This is a genomic window from Streptomyces sp. NPDC015346, from assembly GCF_043078785.1.
Taxonomy (GTDB): Bacteria; Actinomycetota; Actinomycetes; order Streptomycetales; family Streptomycetaceae; genus Streptomyces.
Genome location: NZ_JBIBTW010000012.1, coordinates 1 through 19,349, shown reverse-complemented (window position 1 = coordinate 19,349; position 19,349 = coordinate 1). Strand labels below are relative to the sequence as shown.

General features: G+C 69.6%; 19 protein-coding genes and 1 tRNA gene. 5 read left to right on the top strand and 15 right to left on the bottom strand.

Going from position 1 to position 19,349, the window contains the following annotated elements; genetic code table 11:
- Positions 1-74: 74 nt before the first annotated feature.
- The 5 genes from ACF06X_RS32025 to ACF06X_RS32005 form a co-directional block, all read right to left on the bottom strand.
- A complete protein-coding gene (locus tag ACF06X_RS32025; RefSeq protein ID WP_392290817.1) occupies positions 75-518 on the bottom strand; it encodes a lasso peptide biosynthesis B2 protein in 444 nt (147 codons plus the stop codon).
- Positions 515-769: a lasso peptide biosynthesis PqqD family chaperone gene (locus ACF06X_RS32020; protein WP_392290816.1), complete on the bottom strand. Its 255-nt coding sequence runs from the start codon at positions 767-769 to the stop codon at positions 515-517. Before ACF06X_RS32020 ends, ACF06X_RS32025 begins: the two co-directional genes overlap by 4 nt.
- Before the next feature lie 41 nt (positions 770-810).
- Positions 811-2,649 carry a lasso peptide isopeptide bond-forming cyclase gene (locus ACF06X_RS32015; protein ID WP_392290815.1) on the bottom strand — a complete coding sequence of 613 codons (1,839 nt, stop codon included), beginning with the start codon at positions 2,647-2,649 and terminating at the stop codon, positions 811-813.
- A gap of 26 nt (positions 2,650-2,675) precedes the next feature.
- Positions 2,676-2,786 (bottom strand): keywimysin-related RiPP, encoded by a 111-nt coding sequence (locus ACF06X_RS32010; RefSeq protein ID WP_107050258.1) that lies wholly within the window; start codon positions 2,784-2,786, stop codon positions 2,676-2,678.
- 537 nt (positions 2,787-3,323) lie between these two features.
- Positions 3,324-3,566: a hypothetical protein gene (locus ACF06X_RS32005; RefSeq protein WP_392290814.1), complete on the bottom strand. Its 243-nt coding sequence runs from the start codon at positions 3,564-3,566 to the stop codon at positions 3,324-3,326.
- A 215-nt stretch (positions 3,567-3,781) separates the two neighbouring features.
- Here ACF06X_RS32005 and ACF06X_RS32000 point away from each other — a divergent pair, with 215 nt between their 5' ends.
- Positions 3,782-3,997 (top strand): DUF6243 family protein, encoded by a 216-nt coding sequence (locus ACF06X_RS32000; RefSeq protein WP_392290813.1) that lies wholly within the window; start codon positions 3,782-3,784, stop codon positions 3,995-3,997.
- A gap of 133 nt (positions 3,998-4,130) precedes the next feature.
- On the opposite strand, the gene ACF06X_RS31995 is transcribed toward ACF06X_RS32000, so the two are convergent.
- The 7 genes from ACF06X_RS31995 to ACF06X_RS31965 form a co-directional block, all read right to left on the bottom strand.
- On the bottom strand, positions 4,131-6,128 hold the full coding sequence (locus tag ACF06X_RS31995; RefSeq protein ID WP_392290812.1) for an acetyl/propionyl/methylcrotonyl-CoA carboxylase subunit alpha: 1,998 nt from the start codon (positions 6,126-6,128) through the stop codon (positions 4,131-4,133).
- Positions 6,129-6,135: 7 nt separating this feature from the next.
- A complete protein-coding gene (locus tag ACF06X_RS31990) occupies positions 6,136-7,740 on the bottom strand; it encodes a carboxyl transferase domain-containing protein (RefSeq protein ID WP_392290811.1) in 1,605 nt (534 codons plus the stop codon).
- Between the two features lie 10 nt (positions 7,741-7,750).
- Positions 7,751-9,016 (bottom strand): MFS transporter, encoded by a 1,266-nt coding sequence (locus ACF06X_RS31985; protein WP_392290810.1) that lies wholly within the window; start codon positions 9,014-9,016, stop codon positions 7,751-7,753.
- A complete protein-coding gene (locus tag ACF06X_RS31980; protein ID WP_392290809.1) occupies positions 9,009-10,220 on the bottom strand; it encodes an aminotransferase class I/II-fold pyridoxal phosphate-dependent enzyme in 1,212 nt (403 codons plus the stop codon). Before ACF06X_RS31980 ends, ACF06X_RS31985 begins: the two co-directional genes overlap by 8 nt.
- Positions 10,221-10,268: 48 nt before the next feature.
- Entirely contained in the window at positions 10,269-11,171 is a 903-nt protein-coding gene (locus tag ACF06X_RS31975) for a 3-hydroxybutyryl-CoA dehydrogenase (RefSeq protein ID WP_392290937.1), read from the bottom strand.
- 249 nt (positions 11,172-11,420) lie between these two features.
- On the bottom strand, positions 11,421-12,260 hold the full coding sequence (locus ACF06X_RS31970; protein ID WP_392290808.1) for a helix-turn-helix transcriptional regulator: 840 nt from the start codon (positions 12,258-12,260) through the stop codon (positions 11,421-11,423).
- Positions 12,261-12,485: 225 nt separating this feature from the next.
- Positions 12,486-12,556 (bottom strand) — tRNA-Gly (locus tag ACF06X_RS31965).
- Between the two features lie 153 nt (positions 12,557-12,709).
- Between ACF06X_RS31965 and ACF06X_RS31960 the strand changes: the two genes are divergently transcribed.
- The 3 genes from ACF06X_RS31960 to ACF06X_RS31950 all read left to right on the top strand — a co-directional run bounded on the left by ACF06X_RS31960 (position 12,710) and on the right by ACF06X_RS31950 (position 14,048).
- Positions 12,710-12,895: a hypothetical protein gene (locus tag ACF06X_RS31960; protein WP_392290807.1), complete on the top strand. Its 186-nt coding sequence runs from the start codon at positions 12,710-12,712 to the stop codon at positions 12,893-12,895.
- Between the two features lie 66 nt (positions 12,896-12,961).
- Complete coding sequence (dcd, locus tag ACF06X_RS31955; RefSeq protein ID WP_073811299.1) at positions 12,962-13,537, top strand: dCTP deaminase; 576 nt, start codon at positions 12,962-12,964, stop codon at positions 13,535-13,537.
- 13 nt (positions 13,538-13,550) lie between these two features.
- The gene (locus tag ACF06X_RS31950) at positions 13,551-14,048 is read left to right on the top strand and encodes a phosphoribosyltransferase (protein ID WP_158988401.1); all 498 of its coding nucleotides are present in this window, start codon (positions 13,551-13,553) and stop codon (positions 14,046-14,048) included.
- 78 nt (positions 14,049-14,126) lie between these two features.
- Here the strand turns inward: ACF06X_RS31950 and ACF06X_RS31945 are convergent, their stop codons facing one another.
- The 3 genes from ACF06X_RS31945 to ACF06X_RS31935 form a co-directional block, all read right to left on the bottom strand.
- Positions 14,127-14,987 carry a Yip1 family protein gene (locus tag ACF06X_RS31945; protein WP_392290806.1) on the bottom strand — a complete coding sequence of 287 codons (861 nt, stop codon included), beginning with the start codon at positions 14,985-14,987 and terminating at the stop codon, positions 14,127-14,129.
- Between the two features lie 147 nt (positions 14,988-15,134).
- Positions 15,135-17,393 (bottom strand): (Fe-S)-binding protein, encoded by a 2,259-nt coding sequence (locus ACF06X_RS31940; RefSeq protein ID WP_392290805.1) that lies wholly within the window; start codon positions 17,391-17,393, stop codon positions 15,135-15,137.
- A gap of 143 nt (positions 17,394-17,536) precedes the next feature.
- Entirely contained in the window at positions 17,537-18,043 is a 507-nt protein-coding gene (locus tag ACF06X_RS31935) for a sugar transferase (protein ID WP_392290804.1), read from the bottom strand.
- A 214-nt stretch (positions 18,044-18,257) separates the two neighbouring features.
- Between ACF06X_RS31935 and ACF06X_RS31930 the strand changes: the two genes are divergently transcribed.
- Positions 18,258-19,349: Hsp70 family protein (locus ACF06X_RS31930; protein ID WP_392290803.1), on the top strand; the 1,092-nt coding region annotated here is incomplete at its 3' end.

The following is a 19,349-nucleotide window of genomic DNA, read 5'->3' as shown; positions in this document are numbered from 1 at the left end:
CGTTCCCCCTCCCTCCGTTGCTTCAACCTCCGTCGCTTCGACCTCCATTGCTTCAGCCTCCGCCCGGGAGCCGGTCATGGGCGGGGCGGCCGGTCCGCGGTCACGGGCCCCACCGCGAGCAGCCGGGTGAAGTAGTCGTCGGGCACGCCTTCGCCGACGGGCCGGCCGTCCGCCTCGATCCAGGCGTGCGCGTTGAAGGGAGGCACCACGCTCGCCCCTGTGCACCACGTGGGCCAGCCGCCCGTCAGCCGGCACAGCAGGGCGGCGCCCAGCGAGCGGGGCAGACAGCCTTTCGGCCCGGCGCAGAGCAGGCTGACCGCGCACATCGCGTCCCGGGCGTTCTTCGCCTGTGCGGCGGTGGCGGGTGCCGCTCCCCGGCGTACGAAACCGAGGACGGCGCGGATCCGGCGCGGGGGCAGCAGCGACAGCACGACGGCCGGAAGCAGCACGAGTCGGGCGGCCAGGCGTCGGGTGAACGGCACGCCGGTGGGCCGCTCCAGGGCGCTCGGCGTCGTCATGAGGCCAGCCCGGACGTCCGCAACTCCCGCACCAGAGCCGTGACGTCCTGCTCCGCCTGGGCCCGGTCGATGTCGAACTCCGCGACGAGCGCGTCGACGGCCGCGGCTTCGTCGCCGCCGCCGAGGAGGGTCTTCACCACCAGGGTGCCGGTGGGGTTGAGCTCCCAGTAGTCTCCGCTGCGCTGGTCCAGGAGGACTGTGCCGTAGTCGGTCTCCGCGGTGGAGACATCGGAACCGAACCGCAATGCCATGGTGGGTGACTGCCTTTCTCCGGTGATGGGCGCGCGCGGGCCTAGGGGGTACGGGCGGGGGACAGGCCGCGCAGCCAGACTTCGGCGGCGATGGTGGAGTAGAGGATGGCGTCGCGCAGACCGGGGGCGGAGGGCCGCTGGGCGAGGCGGCGCAGCGCGTCCCCGTCGACCAGGCCGAGCCGCTCAAGGCGCGAGTCCTCCCACAGCGCCAGCAGGTCCGCGCGGTGCCGGCGCAGTCCGTCGGCGGCGTCCATGGAGGCGGCGGCCTTGGTGCTGCGCCGCAGGCACGTCTCCGGCACGATCCCGCTCATGGCCGCGGTGAGGAGGGGCTTGTACCGCCAGGGCGACACGCGCTCGCTCGGCCGGACGGCGAGGCACGCCTCGATGACGCGGTCGTCCAGGAACGGCGAGGCCATCGGCACGCCGGCCCGGGCGGCCATCCGGTCCCACTGGCGGATGATGCGGGTGCAGGAGCGGATCTGCTCCAGGTCGGCGTGGAGGCCGCGGTCCGGGTGCAGCGGCGTGGCCGTCGACGCGGCCTCGTACAGCGCCCGTCGCGCCATCTCCTCGGCCTCGGGGGTGACCCAGTCGAAGAGGCGTGGGGGCATGCCCCAGCCGAGGCTGGTGGTGACGGTGGCGGGTACCGGGTCGCGCAGTCGGCCGGCGGCGTCGGCGAGCCATTTTCCGTACGGCCGTGAGTCGGCCAGGGCGCGGACGGTGCCGCCGAGCGGCCACTGCCACAGGGCGCGGAAGCCGCGCAGCTGCCGTAGGGCGAACAGCGGGCGGGTGCGTGCGAGCCGGTGGTAGTAGGCCTCGGAGCACCAGGCCACGTGATCGCCGCCGATGCCCGTCAGGTGGAGCCGGCTGCCCCGCTCGGCCATGCCGGGCAGGTGGTGCAGGACCCGCGAACGGTCCATGACACCGATGGTCGGCTCGTCCAGCAGGTCGTCGATGGAGAGCAGATCGTCGTAGACCAGCGGTGAGGCATCGGCGTCCCACACCACATGCTCGACGTCCGGCAGGTGCTTCGCCGCCTGCTCGGCCCAGTACAGATCGGTGTCGGCCGGGTCCCGCCCCGGCCACGTGCTGGCCACCACCCGGGCGGGTGACCGATCGGCCAGGAAGCAGATGGAGGTGGAGTCAAGGCCGCCGGACAGGTCACAACTCACCACGCCGCCCGGGCGGGTGCGGGCGTCGACGGCCTGGGCGAGGGCGTCGCGGACCAGGGGGGCGCCGTCGGCGAGCGTCCGGGACGGCTCCGGCGGTGTCCACCACCGCGAGTGGCGTACGGTCCGCCCGTCCGCGGCGACGATCAGGGCGTCGTGCGGGGGAACGGCGGTGACCTCACGCCAGAGGGACGTCTCGAACAGCGGATACGGGACCGGCCACAGCAGCCGTACGGCCAGTTGTCGCTCGTCGGGCTCGGCGCCGAGCGCGGCGGCGAGGAGGTCGGCCCGGGTGGCGGTCACCCGCACACCGCCGATCAGCGCGTGGAAGACCAGCCGGAGCCCGGACGCCGTGCCCTGCGTCCTGAGCTGTCCGTCCAGGGCGGCGACGAGGTGGAAGCTTCCGGGCAGGGAACGGGCCAGCGCGTCCAGTTCCGCCGGATCACGCAACCGTGCTGCCCGGGCCTCCAGTTCGGAGGCGTCGATCGGGCAGCAGCCGACAACCGCGAGGGCGGTGCGGCCGGCGCGTGCGGTGACGATCTCCTGGTCGTCCCACTGCCCCACCAGCCATGGCCGGCCCGACGGGTGGTCGAGGATTCGCGTACCGGGGTGGGCGAAGGAGCGGGCCACGGCGGCCGCGTCCTCACGGTCGGTGAAGACCGCGAAGTGCGCGTCGCCGGGGCCCGTCCCCGCACTCGCGTGCAGTTCAGTCATGACGTCGGGTCAGGAACCGTCGGTCGTCAGTTCTTGCTCAGGATCAGCCGGTCGTTGCCGGAGCTCTGCAGGAGCCCCGTCTTCTTGCGGAACGTCCCGAGACGGACGAGCGTCGGTGCTTCGTAAGCCTTCTTCATGACCTCTCCTCAGGTGCGGATCACACGACCGCTTCCCTGGCCGACGGCGCACGGGTCCTCCGTGCGCTGCCGGCCCGCCGAGGGTTCATCGGGAACCCGGGGCGGGGAAGTGGGCGCAGTAACCAGCTAGGTGCATGACGGGCGGGCATGACAAGACCACCAAAGCAAATAGGACAAAATGCAAAGTTCAGATACAGGCGACTGATCGCCTCATTACTCGTAAGTGTCGTCAAAAATTGCACAACTGAAGAGCAGGGTTCGCGCAGGACGGAGGAATCGTTTCGACCTGCGCACCGATGGCCGCCGGTCGATCCAGCCGTCGGAGGCGCGACGCCGACAACCGAACGGCGCCGCCCGGCGCACTCGACTCCCGCACCCGCACTTCTCACGCTTCGTCCCGCAGCCGGAATGGCCGAGACATTCTCTCCGGCCCGGCCCGGCCCGGCCCGGCCCGGCCCGGCCCGGCCCGGCCCGGCCCGGCCCGGCCCGGCCCGGCCCGGCGGTGCGGCATCACGCCGCACCGCCCGCCGAAGGTTCCTAGTCACCCAGGAGCTGGCCGAGCACGTTTCCGTTACGGCAGTTGTCGGCGCGATCGCCGATCCAGTCACCGAGAACGGGCACGACCGCGACTTCCTGCGAACAGACGGCGGCCGAGGTGAAGTTCCAGTTGTTGGCGGCGTTGACGCCACCGCCGAAGTCGCTGTCGGTGTCGGCGTGCGCGGGGGCCGCCATGGAGACGATCGCGAGGGGCAGGGCGGCGAGCATGATGATCTTCTTCATGTCCGGAGCAACGAGCCCCTCGGCCACGGGATGCGCCGGTTCCCGCGGACTCACTCGCTGAGCGGTCGCCCGCACGAGGGCCGGCGCCGGGACGGCGAAAGCACTGGTGTGCGGGGCCGACGGAACCGGGTAACGTCTTTGTCATGTTCTTCCAGACGCTGATCTGCGAGTGAGCGTGTGAATCCGTAGATCACTTCTATTTACCGGGAGAACCCGTGACCGACAGCAAGAACATCAACAACCCCGTGGGCCAGGGCGGCGGCCAGCGCAAGAAGCTGTCCCGCGCCGAACGCCAGAACAACGGCCCGCACCGCAACCTCGACCGCCAGAATGCCGCCGACCGGAAGGCGGAGTTGGTGCGCAAGATGCGCGAGAAGACAGGCGCGGCTGAGGGCGCCGGTCAGACGAGCGACGACACCGCACAGAGCTGACGCACCGCCGCCACAGGGCGACGTCGCGCGGGAATCGAACCCGCGACCCGCGACCACTGCTGTCCGCTGTGAAGGGCACGGTCGGAGCACGAGTGAGCCGACCGCTCCCAAACCGCGCACGGTGCCCGGGCCGTCAGGAGTCGGGGACGGGGTCCGTCTCCGGGGTCAGGACGGCGAGGGTCTGGTCGGCCGAGACCGTGCCGTGCAGGGTGCACCGGATGTCCTCGATCACTCCGGGGAGGGGGGCGAGGATGCGGTTCTCCATCTTCATGGCCTCGACGACCATGAGCACCGCTCCCTTCTCGACCCGGTCGCCCACCGCGCAGGAGAGGGCTACGACCGTGCCGGGCATGGGTGAGCGCACGATGTTGTCGGCCGTGTCGGTATCGGTTTCGGTGTGGGTCCTGGTGGTCAGGGCCGTCCGGTGGCCGTCGAGGACCAGTTCGAAGCCGTCGGCGGTGCGGTGGCCGACCCAGCCGCGGTCGGCCACCCTGCCCCGGAACAGTCCGTCGCGGTGGGAGACGGTGACGCGGAACGTGCGGTCGTGGATCAGGACCTCCACCGCGCCGCCGTGGGTGCCCGTCAGGCGGGCCTCCAGTTCCTGGCCGCCGTCGCGCAGGACGAGGCGGCCGAGGGGTGCCTCGGGGTCCAGGGACGGGCGGTCGAGGGGCCCGACGGTGCCGGTCCAGGGCGAGGCGGACGGGTCGCCGGGAGGCGGGACCTCCATGGCCGCCGCGCATGCGGCGGCCGCAGCGGACAGGGTGCGGCGTGTCGGCCGGGACGGATTCTCGGCGACGAAGGCGTCGACGAGGTGGGTGTCGAGGCGTCCCGCGACGACCCGGGGGTCACGGAGCAGGTCCGCGACGAAGCCGAGGTTGGTGGTCAGACCGACGACCGCGGTGGTGCGCGCCGCGTCGGCCAGACGGCGCAGGGCGGACGTCCGGTCCGGGCCCCGGGCGATCAGCTTGGCGATCATGGGGTCGTAGAAGGCCGGGACGTCTCCGTACGTGTCGAAGGCGGCCTCGACGCGTACGTCGGGTACGTCGGCGGGCCACTCGACCACATCCGCCCGTCCGGGCGCCGGCTGGAACCCGGCGTCCGGGTCCTCGGCGTAGACGCGGCATTCGACGGCGTGACCGGTGGCGGTGATCTCGTGCTGGGCGAGCGGGAGACGCTCCCCGGCCGCCACGCGCAGCTGCCATTCCACGAGGTCGACACCGGTGATCTCCTCGGTGACCGGATGCTCGACCTGGAGGCGCGTGTTGGCCTCGAGGAAGTAGAACCGGTCGTCGGTGTCGAGGATGAACTCGAAGGTTCCGGCGTTGACGTATCCCAGGGCCTCGGCGCCCCGGACAGCCGCTTCGAGCAGCGCCGCACGGACCTCGGGGTTCAGGCCCACGGCGGGGGCCTCCTCGATGATCTTCTGGTGGCGGCGCTGGAGCGAGCACTCGCGTTCGAAGAGATGGACCAGCGCGCCGTGAGCGTCGCCGAACACCTGGACCTCGATGTGCCGGGGGCGGGTCACATAGCGCTCGGCCAGGAGCCGTCCGTCGCCGAAGTTGCCTCGGCCCAGGCGCACGGCCTCGGCCACGGCGTCGGCCATGTCGGCCTCGGCCTCGACGACCCGCATGCCTTTGCCACCGCCGCCGGCCACGGGCTTGAGGATCACCGGGTAGCCGATGCGGCGGGCGTCGGCGACCAGTCGGTCGACCGATTCGGTGGCGTCCTCGGAGCCGGGGAGGACGGGGACGCCCGCCTCGGCCATGAGGGCCCTGGCGGTCGCCTTGTCGCCCATGGCCGCGATCATCGCGGCGTCCGGGCCGACGAAGACCAGACCGGCGTCGGCGACCGCCGAGGCGAACCGGTGATTCTCGGAAAGGAAGCCGTAGCCCGGGTGGACGGCGTCGCAGCCCGTCCGGAGCGCCGCGCCGACGATCGACTCGATGTGCAGATAGCTGTCGGCGGCGGCCTCCGGGCCGATGCGCACGGACTCGACGGCGCCCTCCAGGTGGGGCGCCGACCGGTCGGCGTCGGAGTACACGGTGACGTACTCGACGCCGAGGCGGCGGCAGGTGCGGGCGATGCGGCGGGCGATCTCGCCGCGATTTGCGATCAAGAGGCGTTTGAGCATTTCTTCGTCACATCCTGAACACGCCGAAACGTGTCTCCTGCTGGGGGGCGTCCGCAGCGGTCGCCAGACAGAGCGTCAGCCATTCACGGGTGTCGGTCGGGTCCACCACGGCGTCCACCCACAACCTGGCGGCGTAGTAGAGCGGATGGGACTGCCGTTCGTACGTCTCGATGATGGGGCGCTTGATCGACTCCTCCTCCTCGGCGGAGAGGGTCTTGCCCTCCTTGGCGAGCTGATCACCGCGGATCAGCGCCATCACCGTCGCGGTCTGCTCCGCGCCGACGGCGGTGGACTTGGCGTTCGGCCACATGGCCATCAGCCGGGGGCCCATGGACCTCCCGCACATCGCGAAGTTGCCCGCCCCGAAGCTGCCGCCGACCACCAGGCTGAACTTGGGCACCTTGGCGCACGAGACGGCGTTGACGAGCTTCGCGCCGTGCTTGGCGATGCCGTCGGCCTCGTACTCGGCGCCGACCATGAAGCCGTTGATGTTGTGCAGGAAGAGCAGCGGGATGTCGCGCTGGGCGCACAGTTCGATGAAGTTCGCGCCCTTCTGCGCGCTCTCCGGGAACAGCACGCCGTCGTTGATCACCACCCCGACCGGGTAGCCGCCGATGTGGCCGGTGCCGCAGACGAGGGTGGGGCCGTACCGGGCGCGGTACTCGGCGAACTCGCTGCCGTCGAGGAGCCGCGCGAGGATCTCGCGGGCCGGAATGTGCTCCCGCAGATCGGCGCTCAGGATGCCGGGCAGCTCGGCCGGGTCGTACAGCGGCGGTCTGGGGGTCCGCGGTGGCGGCGACACCGTGCCGGGCCCGGTGCGCCGCACGATGTCCCGTACCAGCTCCAGGGCGTGTTCGTCGTTCTCGGCCAGGTGATCGGCGACGCCGGTGACCCGGGTGTGCAGATCCGCGCCGCCGAGGGTCTCCGCGTCGACCACCTCACCGGTGGCCGCGCGAACCAGCTGGGGACCGCCGAGGAAGATGGTGCCGTTGCCCCGGACGATGACCGCCTCGTCGCACATCGCGGGGATGTACGCGCCTCCGGCGGTGCACGAGCCCATGACGGCCGCGATCTGGGGCAGTCCGAGCGCCGAGAGCTCGGCGATGTTCCGGAAGATGCGCCCCAGGTGGTACTCGTCGGGGAACAGGTCTTCCTGCAGCGGGAGGTAGATGCCGCCCGAGTCCACCAGGTAGACGCAGGGCAGGCCGTTCTCGCGGGCGATCTTCTGGGCGCGCAGGTGTTTCTGCACCGTGAGCGGGAAGTACGTGCCTCCCTTCACGGTCGCGTCGTTGGCGAAGATCATGACCGGCCGGCCGCCGACCACACCGATTCCGGTGATCAGCGCGGCCGAGGGGACCGGCTCGTCGTAGACGTCGTGGCCGACCAGCTGCCCGATCTCCATGAACGGGGTGCCGGGGTCGAGCAGCTGGAAGACACGTCGGCGTGCGGTGAGTTTGCCGCGTTCGGCATGGCGGCGGTGGGCCCGGGCGTCCCCGCCGGCGACGGCGGCCGCCCGTGCTTCGGCGATGATCTGCCGCTTGCGTTCGAAGGCTTCGGCATTGCGGTGGAACACCTCTGACGAGGTGTCGATGTGGGAGCGAAGTATCGTCATGGTTCTCTGGTCAGGTCGCGCTTCGGTCAGGGGTGGCCGCCGTGCGGCGCACGGAGGCGTCACGGCGTACGAGGACGTAGGCCAGGGCGCTGAGCGCTGCGGCGACGCTCGCCCAGACGAGGTTGGCGTGCAGCAGAGCCGCGAAGGTCGCCACGACACCGGCGATCGACTGGGCCAGGAACCCGCACAGTGCGACGGCGTAGGCGCCGTGGTCCTTCACGGCGCTCACCGCGACGGCCATGCTGCTGGGAAACAGCGCCGCCTGTCCGAAGGTGATGGCGCAGTACAGGGCGGTGAACACCACGAGCGCGGCCGGCAGCGGCACGGACGGCAGCAGCCACAAGACGACCAGCAGGAGGCCGGAGCCGGTCATGATCAGGGCGCCGATCCGCATGAGCCGGCTCGACCCGGCCGAGGCGACGAGCCGGTTCACCATGACCGCACCCGCGAAGTACGCCAGCCCGAACAGCAGCCCCATGTTGCCGTACGCGTCCACGCCCAGGTCGAAGTGGTCCTGGAAGACGAAGGGCGCGACTTCCTGGAGGAGGACGATCGTGGCGAAGCCGAGCCCACCGGCGACGGTGGGCAGCAGAAAGGCCGGAACGGTCAGGATGCGCAGGTAGAGCCGGAGCATGTTCGTCTGCTCGGCGCGCCCCTGACCAGGGTCCAGAGGCAGCGTCGCCGCCCCGATCGCCCCGACGGCCCCGACCACGGCCAGCACGACGAAACCCGACTGCCAGTGGGCGTATGTGCCGATGAGGCCGCCGAGGAACTGGCCACCGCCGAGGGCGGTGACGAAGGCGATCGACAGCACCGACAGCCGACGGGCGAGCGCGTCGCCGCCGCCGAGGTCACGCACGAAGATACGGGCGATGATGGCCGCGCCGCCCGCGCCGATGCCCTGCACGGAGCGCAGGACCAGCAGGGCCTCGGCGGAGGAGTTCACGGCCAGCAGGGCGCTGGAGGCGATGAACAGCGCGAGGGCGGCGAGCAGCGAGGCACGGCGCCCGTATCGGTCCGCCGCACGCCCCCACAGCACCACGGGCGCCGCGGCGCCGATGACGAAGAGGGACACGGACAGCGCGGCGAAGCTGCGGGAAATGTCCAGATCGTGCTGGACCGCGGGGAGGGACGGCAGATAGATGGTGGTGGCCATCTGTGCCATGAACACCAGCAGACAGCCGACGGCCATCGTGCGGCGCTCCGGCCCGGGAGCAGACGCGTCGGGTGGTGCCTCAGCCGTCGGCGACGCGCCCGTGGACCGGTCCTCAGACATGCTGGTCCCGCAGTTCCTTGAGCTGCCGGCAGAAGTCCTCGATCTCGGCCGTGCTCATGTTCGCGCGGAGCATCAGCCGCAGGCCGGCCTTCCCGCGGGCGATGACGGGGAAGAAGATCGGGGAGGCGTAGTAGCCGCGCTCCAACAGCGCCTGAGCCAGGTGGACGGTCGCGTCCTCGGAGCCGATGTCCACGAAGCGGATCGGCAGTCCGTCGCCGCTCAGCCCGGTCGGGAGCAGGCTGTCGAAGAGGTCGATGTTCCCCTGGAGTCGGCGCTGGAGCTCCGGGAGCTCGTTCGAGCGGTGCAGCTCGACCGAGGCCAGCACGGCGCCGAGGCCGGCGGTGTTGATCCGCTGCGACCACATCAGCGGGCCGCCGTTGCGCAGGGCGATGTCGCGCCGGTCCCGCGAGCCCTTGCGGCCGAGGAAGATCGCGCCGCCTGAGGCGCCGAAGCCCTTGTTGAGGGACGTGATGATCAGCGTCCGGTCATTGATCCGGCCCATGGCCTCCAGGACCGCGCCCCGGCCGCGCTCGCCGACGGTGGAGATGCCGTGGGCCTCGTCGAAGAACAGGAACAGGCCGTACTTCTCCTGGAGTCGCAGCAGTTCCTCGATCGGCGCCTTCCCGCCGGTGCTGTACACGCCGTCGGCGATGTACGCGACCAGGGGGTGCTTCTTGCAGAGGTCCTCGAGGGCCTCGATGTCGTTGTGCCGGATGGTGGTGAGGGGGGCCTCGTCGGCTACGTTCGCCTTCATCGCGTTGAGGCAGAAGTGCGCGTTCTTGTCGAAGACCATCAGCGGCGGCTCGCCGCCGGTGAGGAGGCCCGAGGCGAGCAGGGGCAGGCTGGCCCAGGCCGCCGCGGCGCAGGAGGCCACGGTCACGGCCTCCACGTCGAACAGTTCCGACAGGGCGTCCTCGGCGTCCTTCAACGCGGCGAAACGTATCCGCATGCGGGATGTCGAGGTGTTGAGCGCGCCTTCCGCCAGCACGGCATCGACTGCGCCCTGGACGATCTTCGGGTGGGTGTCCAGGCCGAGGTACGAGTACGAGGACATGTTGACGAACTCGTGCCCGTCGGCGAGCGACCGGTGGCGCCCCTCGCCCAGACCGGCCGCGACGATGTCGAACATGCCGGCCTTGGTGGTGGTCTCCCAGAAGTCGTGGCTGATCCGCGCCGACTTCTTGATGTTCATATACGCGTGCATGCGTATGCTCCTGAAATCCGTGAGCTGGCCTGAGTGCTTTCCCGCGAGCTACGCGTACGCATAGAATCCGCGGCCCGTCTTTCTGCCGAGGAGGCCGGATTGCACCATGCGCGAAAGCAGTGACGGCGGAGCGTAGAGGGGCTCCTTGAATTCCTCGTACAGAGAATCGGCGGCCGCCGCGACGACATCGAGACCGATGAAGTCGCACAGCCGCAGGGGGCCCATGGGATGGGCGCAGCCGCGTTCCATTCCGCGGTCGACGTGCTCGACCGACGCGAAGCCCGACTCGACCATGCGGACGGCCGACAGCAGGTAGGGGACGAGCAGTGCGTTGACCACGAAACCGCTGCGGTCCCCGGCGGGGATCGGGTCCTTGCCGAGCGTCTCGGCGACGAAGGTCTCCGCGCGCCGGAGGACACCCGGGTCGGTGAGCAGCGTCGAGACCAGTTCCACCAGAGGCAACGAGACGACCGGGTTGAAGAAATGGATCCCGATCAACCGGCCCGGGTGTGCCGTGGCACGGGCCAGCCGGGTGATGGTGATCGCCGAGGTCGTCGAGGCCAGGAGCGCGTCCGTGTCCACGACTTTGTCGAGCGTGGTGAACAGGTCGAGCTTGAGCTCCTCGTCCTCCGGGATGGCCTCGATCACGAGCTGGCGGTCGCTCAGGTCCGCCAGGTCGGCGGTGACGGAGACCCTGGACAGCGCCGCGTCTCGTTCCGCCTCGGAGAGCCGGCCCTTGGCCACCCCTCGGTCCAGGGACGCCGCGAGGCGACGGGGTGCGGAGACCAGCGAGGACTCCCGGGACACCGCGAGCCGGACGTCCAGGCCGCGCAGGGCGCACAGCTCGACGATGCCTCCGCCCATCGTGCCCGAGCCGACCACGCCGACGCGCCGGATGGGGCGGGCAGTGGGATCCGGTCGTACGGCAGCCTCGCGGGCGGCGTCCTCGATCCGGGAGGCGCCCCAGACGCCATCTCCCAGGAATGACTTCTCGTTGTTCGTGAACACCCGCAACGCCGATCTCCGGATTCTCTCTCGACAGGACGGCCTGAACACGTCCCGGAGAATCGAGAAAACCCGCAAGTGGTTCCGGGTGTCAACGCCTCCAAACCGGCAAAGATTTGCCGGTACGGAATCGACGCACCGGCAAATCTTTGCCGGTCATCGGGTATTGATCCGCAGGGTTCTGGTGGCGTGTAATCAGTCGTCGGCCGGGGACGACGGCGCGTCCCCGAGAACGACGAATCGCAGCCCCGGGTGTCCAGCGGGCAGCAGGACCTGCGTCACCACGTCGATGGTGTCGGACGAGACGTGCGGAAGGTGCAGCCGGAAGCGGTGGCCGTCCCGGTTGCCGACGATGCACGTCCGCTCTTCCCACAGGCGTCGGCAGGTGGGGTCCTGGAGGATCTCCCGCAGCAGCGCCGAGAGTCCCGGCTCGTCCGGACGCTCGGCCATGGCGAAACGAATCATGGCGAGGTAGATGTACGCGTGCCGAGGCCAGTCCACCAGCTGCTCACGGGCCTCCTGGGTGGTCAGCCCCCATCGGATGAGGTTGGCGTCCTGGGCGAGGACCCAGGGAAACCACTCGGCCATGGCGCTGTTGTACGCGACGATGTCCCAACGGGTGTCGGTCACGTAGGCGGGGCGAGGCAACTGCCGGTCGACCAGCTGCTGGAGGGCGGGCAGACCGGCCGGGTCGTCGGCGTGCGGCCGGGGCGCGTACGGGGTACCGCCGAAGGCGTGGAAGTGCAGCGCCGCGCGTTCGTCCACGTCGAGGCCGAGGATGTCGGCCAGGCGGGAGAGCACGCGGGGGTCGAGGCGCGGGATCGTGCCGCGTTCCAGGTCGCGGTACCAGCGCACGCTCATGCCGATGTCGGCGGCCACCTCGATCTGCGGCAGGGGGCCGCCGAGGCCACGCCGCTGCCCGGCGCGGACGCGCCAGCTCCGCAGCAGGACCGCGAGTCCCGCTACATCCGCCGGGGCAGGCCCACCGGGGCCCTGGCCAGGAGTGAGTTCGGTACCGCGTTCCTGTCCAGTCATTCGACACTTCCCCCGTGCAGTCGCTCGAAGCAGTGATGTTACTGGAGGGTATGGCTCGTCAGAATCGGCCGACCTGCCGGGTGAACCGCGCGCCCTTGAGCGCCTCGTCGAGGGCCTCAGGGTGCGCTGGCCGCCGACGCCGGCGAGCGCTCCCGGGCACGGCAGCCCCCGACAGGTCCGGACAACGGCGAAGGCCCTGGTCGCTGACCAGGGCCTTCGTTCACGAGCGGATGACGGGAATCGAACCCGCGCTCTGAGCTTGGGAAGCTCATGTTCTACCATTAAACTACATCCGCGTAAGCGGTCGAGTGATTCGTACCGCAGACTCGGACACTGTACCGCATGGTGGAGTCGCAGCGTACCTCGCTGTGACGGAGTGCCGCCTGGAGTGGTGTCCTGTTGATCCCCTAATGTGGCTGTCTCGTCACGCTCGTTGGGGAAGGGACTTGATGGGTTCGATGGAGCACACCGTCGTCCGCTGTGCCGAAGGGCACGTGTTCAGTACCGCTTCGTTCCCGCTGCAGCAGCTCGGGGCCGGGCGGATCGGGCCCGGGCGGCTTGTTCGGTGTCCGCGGTGTGCGCGGCTGCGGCAGGCGGTGCCCGTGAGCGGGGGGCTTGGGCAGCAGCGGCGCTGAGGGTGTACCGGGGCGCGGAGTCTTCCCGATTGGGGGAGGTCCGCGCCCTCTGCGTATCGTGGGGGCGTGCTTCTCTCAGACAAGGACATCCGGGCCGAGATCGATGCCGGACGGGTGCGCATCGACCCGTACGACGAATCCATGGTGCAGCCCTCGAGCATCGACGTGAGGCTTGACCGCTTCTTCCGGGTGTTCGAGAACCACCGCTACCCCCACATCGACCCCGCCGTCGAACAGCTCGACCTGACCCGTGAGGTCGAGCCGGAGGGCGACGAGGCCTTCATCCTCCACCCGGGCGAGTTCGTGCTCGCCTCGACGTACGAGGTCATCACGCTGCCCGACGACATCGCGTCGCGGCTCGAAGGAAAGAGCTCCCTCGGGCGGCTCGGGCTCGTCACGCACTCGACCGCCGGGTTCATCGACCCCGGGTTCTCCGGGCACGTGACCCTGGAGCTGTCGAATCTCGCCACGCTGCCGATCAAGCTGTGGCCGGGCATGAAGATCGGGCAGCTGTGCATGTTCCGGCTGAGCTCGCCCGCCGAGTTCCCGTACGGCAGCGAGCGGTACGGCTCGCGCTACCAGGGGCAGCGGGGGCCGACGGCCTCCCGCTCGTTCCTGAACTTCCATCGGACCCAGGTGTGAGGCGGCGGTCGTCATGAGTGAAGTACGCGAGAACCTGACGTACGAGGGCTTCGGGCGCGCGATCCGCGAACTCGCGCAGACCATCGCCGACGACGGCTACGAGCCCGACATCGTGCTCTCCATCGCCCGTGGCGGCGTCTTCGTCGCCGGCGGTCTGGCCTACGCCCTCGACTGCAAGAACATCCACCTCGTGAACGTGGAGTTCTACACCGGCGTCGGTACGACGCTGGAGATGCCGGTCATGCTCGCGCCCGTCCCCAACGCGATCGACTTCTCCGACAAGAAGGTCCTGATCGCCGACGACGTCGCCGACACCGGCAAGACGCTCAAGCTCGTCCACGACTTCTGCGTCGACCACGTCGCCGAGGTCCGCTCCGCCGTCGTCTACGAGAAGTCGCACTCCCTCGTGAAGTGCGAGTACGTGTGGAAGAAGACCGACGAGTGGATCAACTTCCCCTGGTCCGTCGAGCCGCCCGTCGTGAAGCGCGAGGGGCAGATCCTCGACGCTTGATCGGTACGGATACGCGTGTGAGGCCCCCGCTGTCGGAACAGCGGGGGCCTCTTCACGTGCGTCCCCGTACGTACGTCGTTACAGCGTGCCCAGCTTGATGATCGACAGCAGCGCGATCAGCTGGATCGCCGAGGCACCCAGCGCCTTCGGCCACGGCAGGTCGTGCGAGCGGCTCACCATGAGCGTGAACAGCGCGCCCGCCGCCAGCCAGGTGACCCAGCCGAGGACCTGCACCAGGCCGTTCTCGCCGCCCAGGAAGACGGCGAAGATCAGACGGGGCGCGTCCGTGATCGACATGATCAGCATCGACAGGCCCACGGTCGGCTGCCAGGAGCCGTCGCCGCCCAGCTGGCGCGCCAGGGTGTGCGTCACCGCGCCCAGGATCAGTCCGCCGAAGACGAAGCCGGCGCCCGTCATCAGGACGTACGGGATCGCCGTCGACAGGGTCGCGTTGATCGCCTCTTCGCGCGCCCGGTCGAAGCCGAAGATCGCGAGCAATCCGTAGAGGAAGGTGACGACCAGCGCGGGGCCCCAGACGGCGTGGTCCCGCATCTGCAGGAAGGTCGGCGCCGGGCGCAGCACGATGCCGCTCAGGAGGGCCTTCCAGGGCAGCCGGGGGCCCGTGGGGACGACGGGGGCGGCGCCGGCGTGGTAGGTCGCCGAGTCGCCGTAGGGGTCGTCGTTCACGCTGAACATCTGCGTGTGCCCCGCGGTGTTCGCCGCGTAGTGCTGCTGTTGCTGCTGCTGCGCCCCGTGCGGGTCCCCGAAGTACTCCGGCTCCCCGTACCCGCCGCCGCCCTGCGGGGCCTGCGCGGCCTGTGGGGGCCACTGCTGCTGCGGGTGGGGCGGCGGGGCCGCGTTGTACCCGTACGGCGCCTGCTGCGGTCGATGTTGCGGGGGGCGGTTGTCCCGGCCGCGTCCGTTCCTGAATCCAGCCACGTCATCGAACGTACCCGGTCCCGCCGTGAGCGGCTCAATCACCACCGAGCTTGCCACTGAGCTGTGACATCCCTAGGGGATGTCGGAGCACGGAAAAGGCCGCCCCGCGCATGTCGCGCGGGGCGGCCCCTCCTCTTCGTACGGGTGTTACTGCGCGGGCTCCGGCTCCTCCACCGGCTCCGCGGGCAGCTCCTCCACCGGCTTCTTCACCGAGTCGAGCAGCAGCTGCGCCACGTCCACGACCTGGACGGACTCCTTGGCCTTGCCCTCGTTCTTCTTGCCGTTGACCGAGTCGGTCAGCATGACGAGGCAGAACGGGCAGGCGGTGGAGACGATGTCCGGGTTCAGGGACAGGGCCTCGTCGACGCGCTCGTTGTTGATGCGCTTGCCGATCCGCTCCTCCATCCACATCCGCGCGCCGCCGGCGCCGCAGCAGAAGCCGCGCTCCTTGTGGCGGTGCATCTCCTGCTGACGCAGGCCCGGGACGGCCGACATGATCTCGCGCGGGGGCGTGTAGACCTTGTTGTGGCGGCCCAGGTAGCAGGGGTCGTGGTAGGTGATCAGACCGTCGACCGGCGTCACCGGGATCAGCTTGCCCTCGTCGATGAGGTGCTGGAGCAGCTGCGTGTGGTGGATGACCTCGAACTCGCCGCCCAGCTGCGGGTACTCGTTCGCGATCGTGTTGAAGCAGTGCGGGCAGGTCGCGACGATCTTCTTCGCCGACTTCGGCTTCTTGGTCGACTCGTCCTCGTCGTCCTCGCCGAACGCCATGTTCAGCATCGCCACGTTCTCGGCGCCGAGCTGCTGGAAGAGCGGCTCGTTGCCCAGGCGGCGGGGCGAGTCACCGGTGCACTTCTCCTCGCCGCCCATGATGGCGAACTTGACGCCCGCCATGTGCAGCAGCTCGGCGAAGGCCTTGGTGGTCTTCTTGGCCCGGTCCTCCAGGGCGCCGGCGCAGCCGACCCAGTAGAGGTAGTCGACCTCGGTGAGGTCCTCGACGTCCTTGCCGACGATCGGGACCTCGAAGTCGACCTCCTTGGTCCACTCGACGCGCTGCTTCTTGGCCAGACCCCAGGGGTTGCCCTTCTTCTCCAGGTTCTTGAGCATCGTGCCGGCCTCCGACGGGAAGGCGGACTCGATCATCACCTGGTAGCGGCGCATGTCGACGATGTGGTCGATGTGCTCGATGTCGACCGGGCACTGCTCGACACAGGCGCCGCAGGTGGTGCAGGACCACAGGACGTCCGGGTCGATGACGCCGTTCTCCTCCAGCGTGCCGATCAGCGGGCGCTCGGCCTCGGCCAGAGCGGCGGCGGGCACCGAGGCGAGGGCCTCCGCCGACGCCTTCTCCTCGCCCTCCATCGTCTTGCCGCCGCCGGCCAGCAGGTACGGGGCCTTGGCGTGCGCGTGGTCGCGCAGCGACATGATCAGGAGCTTCGGGGAGAGGGGCTTGCCGGTGTTCCAGGCGGGGCACTGCGACTGGCAGCGGCCGCACTCGGTGCACGTGGAGAAGTCGAGGATGCCCTTCCAGGAGAACTGCTCGACCTGGGAGACACCGAAGACGGCGTCCTCGGCCGGGTCCTCCCAGTCGATCTCCTTGCCGCCGGTCGTCATCGGCTGGAGCGCGCCCAGCGCGGTGGAGCCGTCGGCGTTCCGCTTGAACCAGATGTTCGGGAAGCCGAGGAAGCGGTGCCAGGCGACGCCCATGTTGGTGTTGAGCGAGACCGTGATCATCCAGGTGAAGGACGTGACGATCTTGAGCGCCGCGAAGAAGTAGGTGAGGTGCTGGATCGTGCTCAGGTCCAGCCCGTCGAGCAGCGCGATCAGCGGGTACGAGGCGAAGAAGCCCGGCTCCCAGCTGGTGACGTGGTGCTGGACGCCTTCCAGGGCGCGCAGCGTCATGATGCAGACGCCGACGATCAGGATGACGGCCTCGACGAAGTACGCCTGGCCGGTCTTGGAGCCGGCGAAGCGGGACTTGCGGTCCGCCTTGCCCGGCCGGTTCAGCTGCCGGATCACGATGAGGGTCAGGATGCCGAGGACGGTCATCAGTCCGAGGAACTCGGTGAAGATCTCGTACGGCAGCCAGTCACCGATGATCGGGATCAGCCAGTCGGCCTGGAAGAGCTGGCCGAAGGCGTTCACGATCGTGAGCAGCAGCGAGAAGAAGCCCACCGCCACGAACCAGTGCGCCACGCCGACGATGCCCCAGCGGTTCATCCGGGTGTGGCCGAGGAACTCCTTGACCAGCGTGAGGGTGCGCTGCGTGGGGTCGCCGGTGCGCGTGCCCGCGGGCACGGGCTGACCGAGTCGCACGAAGCGGTAGATCTGCGCGATGGCGCGGCCGAACAGCGCGACGGCCACCACCGTGATGACGATCGACACGATGATCGCGGCGAGTTGCATGAGGGGCTCCTCGGGCGGGCCTGCGAGGCGGAGTACCGACACTGCCGAGTGTGGCACTACTAAGCGGTAACTTATTCAGTCCGTGCTGAGATTACCGCTTCACGGCTCCGCGCTGTAGCGGCGCCCGCGGTGATCTGTGTCGCTCAGGCAAGCCTTGCCGGCCGGGTCTTCCCCGCCGCCGTGCGACGCCTGTGAACTGCTGGAAGCGTACGCGCCAGGATGGCCAGATCCATCCCCAGCCAATGATGGTCCACATAGTGGAGATCGAGCAGCTCCCGCTCCTCCCACGGCAGCTCGGAGCGCCCGCTGATCTGCCAGAGGCCGGTGAGGCCGGGACGTACCGACAGCCGTCGGCGGGCCTCGCCCAGGCACTCCCGGTGGTCCGGTACGAGGGGGCACGGGCCCACCAGCGACATCTGCCCGCGTACGACATGGAGCAGCAGCGGCAGCGCGGCGAGCGGACCGGGTGTGCGGAAGGTCAGTATCGGGAAGGGGCGCCCCTCGCGGCCGGCCATGACGCGGCGGCGCAGGACGCCGTCGAGGCCCTCCGGGCGCAGCGTGATCAGAAGGGCGACGGCCGGGAAGAGCGGGGACAGGGCGAGCAGCAGGATCAGTCCGCCGATGAGGTCGAGTGCGCGCTTGGCCGTCATGCTGCCCCACACCCTTTCGTGGGATATTTGGGAGGTATCGGACTCTCTCACGGAGGGGGTCGCCGGGCCCGGGAGCGACGCGCCCCAGGCCTTCCTTTGAGTGAGCGCCAGGACGAAGAGTTGAGTCGCCTCCACTCAGGTCCGTTGACTCGGGCCGGGCCGTCATGCATCCTTGAGTGAGTTCCACTCAAGTCGGTCAGCTGGAGGAATCGAAATGGCACGTGCGGTCGGCATCGACCTGGGCACGACTAACTCCGTCGTCAGCGTTCTGGAAGGCGGCGAGCCCACCGTCATCACCAACGCCGAGGGCGCCAGGACCACGCCGTCCGTCGTCGCTTTCGCGAAGAACGGCGAGGTGCTCGTCGGCGAGGTCGCCAAGCGTCAGGCGGTCACCAACGTCGACAGGACCATCCGGTCGGTCAAGCGCCACATGGGCACCGACTGGAAGATCGACATCGACGGCAAGAGCTTCAACCCGCAGCAGATGAGCGCCTTCATCCTGCAGAAGCTGAAGCGCGACGCCGAGGCGTACCTGGGCGAGAAGGTCGTCGACGCGGTCATCACCGTGCCGGCGTACTTCAACGACTCCGAGCGTCAGGCGACGAAGGAGGCCGGTGAGATCGCGGGCCTCAACGTCCTGCGCATCGTCAACGAGCCGACCGCCGCCGCCCTGGCGTACGGCCTGGACAAGGACGACCAGACGATCCTCGTCTTCGACCTCGGTGGCGGCACCTTCGACGTGTCGCTCCTGGAGATCGGTGACGGCGTCGTCGAGGTGAAGGCGACCAACGGTGACAACCACCTCGGTGGTGACGACTGGGACCAGCGCGTCGTCGACTACCTGGTGAAGCAGTTCGCCAACGGCCACGGCGTCGACCTGGCCAAGGACAAGATGGCCCTCCAGCGCCTGCGCGAGGCGGCGGAGAAGGCGAAGATCGAGCTGTCGTCCTCCACGGAGACCTCGATCAACCTGCCGTACATCACGGCCTCCGCCGAGGGTCCGCTGCACCTGGAGGAGAAGCTCACCCGGGCTCAGTTCCAGCAGCTCACCGCCGACCTGCTCGAGCGCTGCAAGACCCCGTTCCACAACGTCATCAAGGACGCGGGCATCCAGCTCTCCGAGATCGACCACGTCGTTCTCGTCGGTGGCTCCACCCGTATGCCGGCCGTCGCCGAGCTCGTCAAGGAGCTGACCGGTGGCCAGGAGGCCAACAAGGGTGTGAACCCGGACGAGGTCGTCGCCATCGGCGCCGCCCTGCAGGCCGGTGTCCTCAAGGGTGAGGTCAAGGACGTCCTGCTCCTCGAC